Here is an 8,048-nt window from a genome sequence, read left to right on the forward strand (position 1 = left end):
GAATTTTCAGTTCAGAAAATTCCTACCCGTGTACAGTAACCAATCCATCTCCCTTCTGCCTGCCCGTCCGGATATAAAATCTTGTCACCGTTCCCTATCAGTGGTACAATAACCCCAATTTATACCATCTCACAAAGGAGGTCCCAACATGGAAACCAACATCAAAGTAAGAAACGCGAAATTATCCGACGCTCCGAGAATCCTTGAGATCTACACCTATTATGTAGAGAACACCGTAATCACCTTTGAATACGATGTCCCTTCCCTTGAAGAATTCGAGAACCGCATGATCGATATCATGAAAAAATATCCTTATCTCGTCATCGAACGTGACGGCAGGATCGAAGGCTACGCTTACGCCCATCCTTTCGTCGGGCGCGCCGCCTACGACTGGGCCAGTGAGCTCACGATCTATCTGGATCACAACGCGAAGAAATGCGGGCTTGGCAGAAAACTCTATGAAGCTCTGGCTGAGCGGCTCAAAGACATGGGAGTTCTGAATCTTTACGCCTGCATCGGATACCCGAAGGTTGAGGACGAGTATTTAAATAAGAACAGTGCCCGGTTCCATGAGCATCTTGGGTTCCGGCTTTGCGGGACTTTCGAGAACTGCGGGTATAAGTTTAACCGGTGGTACGATATGATCTGGATGGAAAAGATTATTGGGGAACATACATCGGATCAGGCGGCGGTAAAGCCATATTCCTATAACGAATAATATGGCGAGAGGTACGCGCAGGGAGGGCCTGGGGCGCGGACACTTGAGGGATTCCGGGAGGATTCCTCTAAGCTTGCCGAAGAATGCTAAGGACGGAGGACATGTGCCACAACTCGCTTCGCTCAGACAAGCGGCACATGTCCTCCAACGCATTCTCCGGCGAGCCAAGAGGAAACCAGCTCCCTTCACCCAGGCGGTCCGTGCCCCAGGTCTTCCCTGCGCTGTGTATTGGCTGAATTAAGAAAGAAATTACTGACTCTCTCTGCTTTTGTGTCCTGTGCTTAATTGCTTTCTCCATACTGAGAATTAACTGGATAAAGAACGTAATTACAAACACTTTTCATTCATGTGATCTATATCTGGAGTCTTCTCTGCACTATATACTGGTTAGATGAAAAAAAGGACTTGCACATCTTGTTTTAGCACGCTACAATGGTAAACGTTCGATTTTGACATAATATAAGCTTACAGGAGATGTGACATGAATACGAATGAACGAACTGACAAGCGCCCTGTCTGGCGCGGTGAACTTGCTCTTCTTATTGTGATTTTGATCAACAGTTTCGGTGTTGTCTTAATGCTGGACTCCGGTGCCGGAATTTCGGCGATCTCCAGCGTTCCGTACGCTTTTTCTGAATCCTTCCCGGCTCTGACGCTCGGAACCTGGACTTATATCTTTCAGGGGATTCTCGTAGCTGCCCTCATGATCTTACGGAAAAAGTTTGTTCCTACATACCTCTTCAGCTTCGTTGTAGGCTTCGCCTTCAGTAAGATGTTAGATGTATATAAGACCGCCCTCGCGGGCCTCACGATGGGGATCGGATACCAGATCGTCTATTTTATCGTGAGCTATCTCGTCATCTGCCTCGGAATTGCCCTCTCCAACCGCTGCGGACTTCCGATCATCCCGACAGACCTCTTTCCTCGAGAAATGGCCGATATTCTGAAGGTTCCATACTCCAGAGTCAAGATCACCTTCGACGTGACCTGTCTCGCCGTGACCGCGGGACTGACTTTCTGTTTCCTCGGTCATATCAAAGGGCTTGGAATCGGAACGATCCTCGCCGCGTTTACGATGGGTAAGGTCATCGGCATGATAGGCAATATACTGGATAGACACTTCCGGTTTGTGTCATTCCTCACAGAACGCAGCAAATCTGCGGTTTAGGTCCTGTATTACTTTGTCTGTATTCATGTTGCTCCTCCTACCTTATAATTTTCCATATGCTTACGAATTCGCATTTAAACTTCATAATTTTAGGCAGAATCATAAAGCAGCCCACTCTTGCAGCTCTCCAATCTAAAATAGGAAGCAGTCCGTTTTAAAGAAATTTTTCAGTGAATACATTTAAATTTTCTATATAAAAAGCCGCCTGAGCTTTTTCCCCCATAGGTTCATAATCCTATCACAGAGAAAGACCACACGGCTTTTCTTATCTACGCCGCAATTTGTACCGCAGCTTTCTTTTCTGAATTCTTTACGCTAACACAGTCCCTTCCGGAAATGCGCCACGGAACACCTTGCGGACAAGCGGTCCCGCGATGATGAGCTGGAACGGCAGTGCCATTACAAAATTCTTTGGGATATTCGTGAGCCAGATGAGCAGCAGAGGGCTGAAGTTTCCGCCCTTTACGCATCCCTCAAGGGCACCGTAGAGGGACATGATGATAACCATCGGAACCACCATGGAGCAGGAAACCGCAATCACCTTGTGAAGCACCGGACTCTCCGGCTTTACAAGAAAACGGAACGCGAATCCCTTCGCCGGTCCGGAGACCACAAACCAGTCCATGCACATCGCGAACACATAGGCGATCGGGAATCCGATCCAGGCCTCACGGATTGTTGTGAGGTTTAACGCTCCCATATGAAGTGTTACGTTGTAGATGCTCATCCAGAGCACCATGGTAAAACACATTAATACTGTGTAGATCAGACTTTCTCTCTTATTTCTTGGCATACATTTTCTCCTTTTTCAACCTATAAATTTCTGTGAAAACGATGTGGATATTTCCCCGAAAGCCGTATCAGAACTTCTTCACTCAGATCATCATCTGTAAGAACCGTCTCTGACCGTTTCTTCCGGGCATATGACAGAAAAAAACAGCGAAGCCAACAAAACTCGTTGCGACTCCACTGCTCTTTTCGTGTACATCTCACTGCGTTCTCAATCTCTATGTGAACGCAGTATACAATATTTCTTTATCGCTTCGTAAGTACTTTTTTCCACAAAACACCAATTTTGTATACTTGCACAAAACTTTAGCCCAATTCTCGCATTTCATTATTCACATTCATCCTGTCCCCCATCGTGACGTCCATGGAATTCTTAAGCTGTCCCCACTTTCTTCCGCAAACCTCAGCTTTTTCATCATCGATCACAGTTTCTTCACAATTTTCCCATTGACATTCCCCCACAAAAGCCTTATTATACTTAGCAAGCTAATAATTTAGTTTGCTAAGTATCCGGCAGACGATCAAATCACAGCTTTTTATCTCTGTCGAGAAGACTCCCACCTCTTTTGGGTGGTAGGTATAAGGGGGAACTTGATCTATGAAAGAAACCGTTGGACGCAGTGTGGGGATGCTCTCCAACCTGATCCGCAGACACTTCAGTACCTTTTCTTTTCATGATACCTTAAGCGGCGCACAGGGAAAAACGCTTCATTTTATTCTGGCACACGGGCAGGAATGCGATGTCTTCCAGAAAGATATCGAAGAGGAGTACAGTCTCAGACCACCGACCGCCACAAAGCTCTTAAAGGATATGGAAAAAAACGGACTGATCTACCGGGAGGCAGTTCCTTATGATGCCCGCCTAAAACGCATTGTCGCTACTGAAAAAGCCATGCAGTATCAGGAACTGATCCACCAGAGTCTGGAAGAAACCGAAGATCGTCTGACCTCCGGAATATCTTCCCAGGATCTCGCCGTGTTTTTCAGGGTCATCAACCAGATGATCCGAAACATGTCCTGAATATCCGGACGGGTCCCACCTGCAGAACCTGCATGTTCTCCGCATCAGGAGCTTTTGCGGGATCGCAAATTTTATATGGAAACGAGGTAAATCATTCATGGTTAAAACACTTTTAAAAAGCGTGCGCCAGTACAAACGCGTGTCCATCGAGACACCGCTGTTTGTCACCATGGAAGTCATTCTGGAATGTACGATTCCTCTCATCATGTCTAAGCTTATCGATGACATGACCGGAACTTCCATGGCACCGATCTTAAAATACGGCGCCCTCTTACTGGTCCTTGCGACCCTTTCCCTGCTCTTCGGCGTTCTCTCGGCGAGAGCGGCTGCTACAGCCGGGTGCGGACTCGCGAAGAACTTAAGAAGAGATCTCTACTTTAAGACCCAGGACTTCGCCTTCGCAGACATCGACAAGTTCTCCTCCTCCTCTCTTGTTACGAGGATGACAACAGATGTCACGAACGTTCAGAACGCCTACCAGATGCTGATCCGTATGGCAGTCCGTGCTCCTCTTATGACAGTCTTTTCGGTCATCATGAGCATGAGCATCAACGTCCGGATGTCCTTCATCTTTCTGGCACTTCTCCCGGTTCTTGCAGCGGCACTGTTTGGCATCTTCTTCTATGTCCACCCGATCTTTAAGCGGATCTTCAAGAAATACGATGCTTTAAATAACTCCGTACAGGAGAACGTCGGCGGCATCCGTGTCGTAAAATCCTTCGTCCGCGAAGGTTACGAGAAGGAGAAATTCGAAAACGCTGCCGAGGAGGTACGAAAAGACTTCACGATGGCAGAAAAGATCCTCGCCTTAAATAACCCGGTGATGACCTTCTGCATCTATGTTTCAATGCTTTTAGTAAGCTTTTTCGGCGCGAAGCTCATCATCGGCACCGGAGGCAGCGAGCTTTCCACCGGTGAACTTTCTTCCCTGATCAGCTACGGCGTTCAGATCCTCACGTCCATGATGATGCTGTCCATGGTATTCGTTATGTGCAGCATGGCCCAGGAATCCGGCGACCGTATTGCCGAAGTTCTGAATCATGAGAGCGTTTTACGATCCCCGGAAAACGGAGCAACAGACGTAAAAGACGGCAGCGTCGAGTTCGACCATGTTTCCTTCCGTTATTCCGGAAAGAACAAAAAATTTGCCCTGACTGACATTGATCTTAAGATTCCGTCCGGTTCCACCATCGGTATCATCGGCGGTACCGGCTCCGCAAAGACAACCTTGATCCAGCTGATCCCACGTCTCTACGATGTGACGGAGGGCGCGGTGAAGGTCGGCGGACGCGATGTGGGTGAGTACGATCTTCAGTCCCTTCGTGACGCTGTGGCTGTCGTTCTCCAGAAGAACGTCCTCTTCTCCGGAACGATCAAGGAAAACCTCCGCTGGGGCAATAAGAGCGCCACAGACGAGGAGCTGATCCACGCGTGCCGATTAGCGCAGGCGGACGAGTTCGTCACACAATTCCCGGATGGATATGACACCTACATCGAACAGGGCGGAACGAACGTCTCCGGCGGCCAGAAACAGCGTCTCTGCATCGCGAGAGCGATCTTAAAAAAGCCGAAAATCCTGATCCTGGACGACTCGACTTCCGCAGTCGATACAAAGACTGATGCCCTGATCCGTCAGGCATTTAAACATGAGCTTCCGGACACCACAAAGATCATCATCGCCCAGCGTGTTTCCTCCGTTCAGGATGCAGACCGCATCCTCGTCATGGATGGCGGGCGGATCGTGGAATCCGGAACCCACGAAGAGCTTCTCGCCTTAAACGGTATTTACAGAGAAGTCAATGATTCCCAGACAAAGAGCAAGGAGGCATGATCATGGAAAAACAGAATAAGAAAAATGGCACCTTCGGCCGCCTGCTCCGCTACATTTACAAGAACTACCGGGTGTACATGATCACCGTGATCATCTGCATCATCATCGCCGCAGCTGCCTCCGTGGTCCAGACCGTATTTTTACAGCGGCTCATCGATACCTGCATTCTTCCGGGACTGGAGAACGGATTTGAGAGCATCCGGCAGCCGTTCATGCAGACGATCCTCTCAATGGTCACCCTGTATGTGTTCGGTGTCGCGGCTGCCTTCACCTACACCCACCTCATGGCGACCGTAACACAGGGGACATTAAAGCACCTGCGTGTGGACATGTTCGATAAGATGCAGTCCCTGCCGATCAAGTATTTTGACACCCACGCCCACGGCGATATCATGAGTACCTACACAAACGATACGGACGCGATCCGCCAGCTGATCGGCCAGTCGCTTCCGATGGTCTTCCAGTCTTCTCTCACGATCACCGTCATGTTCCTTATGATGATCTATTACAGCGTCTGGATGACGATCATTGTGTGCCTTTTCTCCGCTCTCATGCTGACCGTCACGAAGAAATTCGGCGGTGCAAGCTCCCGCTACATGATGGCACAGCAGAAATCTCTTGCCAGAGAAGAGGGCTTTATCGAAGAGATGATCCAGGGACAGAAGGTCGTAAAGGTTTTCTGCCACGAGGAAGAATGTAAAAAAGATTTCGACAAATTAAATGAACAGCTATTCTCCGACGGTGAGATGGCAAACCGTTATGGCAACTCCCTGATGCCGATCTTAAATAACGTGGGAAACCTGATGTATGTGGTCCTCGCCATCGTCGGCGGACTCCTCGTATATCTCAAAGCCCCGAACTTAAGTCTCAGCGGTTCCGGTGTTGTCACCATCGGTGTGATCGTCTCCTTCCTCGGTATGGCAAGACAGCTCTCCCAGACCATCGGTCAGGCCTCCATGCAGGTCTCCATGATCGCCATGGGTCTTGCGGGCGCTTCCCGTGTGTTCGCGCTGATCGACGAGGAGCCGGAGGAAGATGAGGGTTATGTGACTCTTGTACGCGCGGAATGGGGCGCTGACGGCGTCTTAAAAGAGACAAACGACAAGAGCGGAATCTGGGCATGGAAACACCCGCATAAGGCGGACGGAACCGTCACTTATACTCCTTTAAAGGGCGATATCCGTTTAGAGGATGTGGATTTCGGATACACGCCGGAGAAGCTTGTGCTTCATGACATCACACTCTACGCGAAGCCCGGTCAGAAGATCGCCTTCGTCGGCGCCACAGGTGCCGGTAAGACGACCATCACGAACCTGATCAACCGGTTTTATGATATTCCGGACGGCAAGATCCGGTACGATGGGATCAATATCACAAAGATCCGGAAACCGGATCTCAGGCGGTCTCTCGGCGTTGTCCTTCAGGACGTGAATCTCTTTACGGGTACGGTTATGGAGAATATCCGTTATGGACGGCTGGATGCCACCGATGAAGAATGTATGGCGGCTGCAAGACTTGCAAATGCGGATGATTTTATCCAGAGACTTCCGGAAGGTTACAATACGATGCTGACCGGCAACGGTGCCAGCCTTTCCCAGGGACAGAGACAGCTCATTTCCATCGCGAGAGCAGCTGTCGCGGATCCACCCGTGATGATCTTAGACGAGGCGACGAGCTCGATCGATACGAGAACGGAGGCGCTGGTTCAGGAGGGCATGGACAACCTGATGATGGGACGCACGGTGTTTGTGATCGCCCACAGACTTTCTACGGTACGCAACAGTAAGGCGATCATGGTTTTAGATCACGGGCATATCATTGAGCGCGGGGATCATGATACGTTGATCGCGCAGAAGGGTGTGTATTATCAGTTATATACTGGGGCGTTTGAGTTGGAATGATGGCTCTTAGCCTGTAGATTTCAGCTTAGATGTTGACTTGGAATGTAATTTAGAACGTATTTTAAAGGGCCTGCTGCACTGGCAAATAGAATGCTGGTGGGGCAGGCTTTTTTGTAGCTATGTATATGGAAGAATATGTGAGGGCAGGTTCTGTGGGTTGATTCATTGTGGCGGGGGACGCGCCGGTACCCCTCCGGTCCCGGGTCTTGAGGAATTCCGGGAGGTTTCCTCTAAGCTTGCAGAAGAATGCTAAGGGCGGAGGGCAGGATTGTTCGTCCGGCAGTTTAATCGTCAAATGCAATGCGCCGGGATGGGATGTACGATGCGGGAAGTAATACTGGAATCCCATTTTGCGGATGATATCTAATACATTGAGGATATATCCGAACAGCCTTGTATTCCAAAAGAGCGTATCGATGAGTTGGACAGTCTCTGTCATCCGTTATCATTTCAACGAAGATGCAAGGGAAACAATGCAGGAGAAGATTAACCGGACGCTGGTTACAGAAGCAAACCGAATGGCGGTTTATTAAAATTATGTAGATGTAATTGAAGAAAAAACATGATATTATGTGAGTAACAAATCGGAATTGACCGAGCTGAAAGAGAAGGATGCTTGT

The 8,048-nt window shown here is 49.0% G+C and carries 7 protein-coding genes; 6 read left to right on the plus strand and 1 reads right to left on the minus strand.

The genetic code is table 11. The features are described 5' to 3' along the window. Positions 1-148 precede the first annotated feature (148 nt). Both DW677_RS13895 and DW677_RS13905 read left to right on the plus strand, forming a co-directional pair. Positions 149-718, plus strand: a complete 570-nt coding sequence (locus DW677_RS13895; RefSeq protein ID WP_117504708.1) for a GNAT family N-acetyltransferase — start codon at positions 149-151, stop codon at positions 716-718. A 481-nt stretch (positions 719-1,199) separates the two neighbouring features. Further along, a complete protein-coding gene (locus tag DW677_RS13905) occupies positions 1,200-1,886 on the plus strand; it encodes a DUF6198 family protein (protein ID WP_117504710.1) in 687 nt (228 codons plus the stop codon). 310 nt (positions 1,887-2,196) lie between these two features. Here the strand turns inward: DW677_RS13905 and DW677_RS13910 are convergent, their stop codons facing one another. Beyond that, positions 2,197-2,679 (minus strand): DUF2798 domain-containing protein, encoded by a 483-nt coding sequence (locus tag DW677_RS13910; RefSeq protein ID WP_117504712.1) that lies wholly within the window; start codon positions 2,677-2,679, stop codon positions 2,197-2,199. A gap of 594 nt (positions 2,680-3,273) precedes the next feature. On the opposite strand from DW677_RS13910, the gene DW677_RS13915 reads away from it, so the two are divergent. From DW677_RS13915 to DW677_RS13930, 4 genes are all read left to right on the plus strand, one after another. Then, positions 3,274-3,696 carry a MarR family winged helix-turn-helix transcriptional regulator gene (locus DW677_RS13915; protein ID WP_117567610.1) on the plus strand — a complete coding sequence of 141 codons (423 nt, stop codon included), beginning with the start codon at positions 3,274-3,276 and terminating at the stop codon, positions 3,694-3,696. A 97-nt stretch (positions 3,697-3,793) separates the two neighbouring features. Continuing rightward, positions 3,794-5,527, plus strand: a complete 1,734-nt coding sequence (locus tag DW677_RS13920) for an ABC transporter ATP-binding protein (RefSeq protein WP_117567611.1) — start codon at positions 3,794-3,796, stop codon at positions 5,525-5,527. Then, positions 5,524-7,428 carry an ABC transporter ATP-binding protein gene (locus tag DW677_RS13925; protein WP_117567612.1) on the plus strand — a complete coding sequence of 635 codons (1,905 nt, stop codon included), beginning with the start codon at positions 5,524-5,526 and terminating at the stop codon, positions 7,426-7,428. Before DW677_RS13920 ends, DW677_RS13925 begins: the two co-directional genes overlap by 4 nt. 416 nt (positions 7,429-7,844) lie before the next feature. Continuing rightward, positions 7,845-7,961, plus strand: coding sequence for a hypothetical protein (locus DW677_RS13930; RefSeq protein WP_117469316.1), 117 nt, complete (start codon positions 7,845-7,847; stop codon positions 7,959-7,961). The last annotated feature ends 87 nt before the right edge of the window (positions 7,962-8,048 follow it).

Origin of the sequence: Clostridium sp. AM25-23AC (assembly GCF_003435125.1) — a bacterium.
GTDB lineage: Bacteria > Bacillota > Clostridia > Lachnospirales > Lachnospiraceae > Pilosibacter > Pilosibacter fragilis.

Coding starts and splice junctions, on each gene's coding strand:
- DW677_RS13895 (WP_117504708.1), top strand. CDS start 149: ATGGAAACCAACATCAAAGTAAGAAACGCGAAATTATCCGACGCTCCG.
- DW677_RS13905 (WP_117504710.1), top strand. CDS start 1,200: ATGAATACGAATGAACGAACTGACAAGCGCCCTGTCTGGCGCGGTGAA.
- DW677_RS13910 (WP_117504712.1), bottom strand. CDS start 2,679: ATGCCAAGAAATAAGAGAGAAAGTCTGATCTACACAGTATTAATGTGT.
- DW677_RS13915 (WP_117567610.1), top strand. CDS start 3,274: ATGAAAGAAACCGTTGGACGCAGTGTGGGGATGCTCTCCAACCTGATC.
- DW677_RS13920 (WP_117567611.1), top strand. CDS start 3,794: ATGGTTAAAACACTTTTAAAAAGCGTGCGCCAGTACAAACGCGTGTCC.
- DW677_RS13925 (WP_117567612.1), top strand. CDS start 5,524: ATGATCATGGAAAAACAGAATAAGAAAAATGGCACCTTCGGCCGCCTG.
- DW677_RS13930 (WP_117469316.1), top strand. CDS start 7,845: ATGAGTTGGACAGTCTCTGTCATCCGTTATCATTTCAACGAAGATGCA.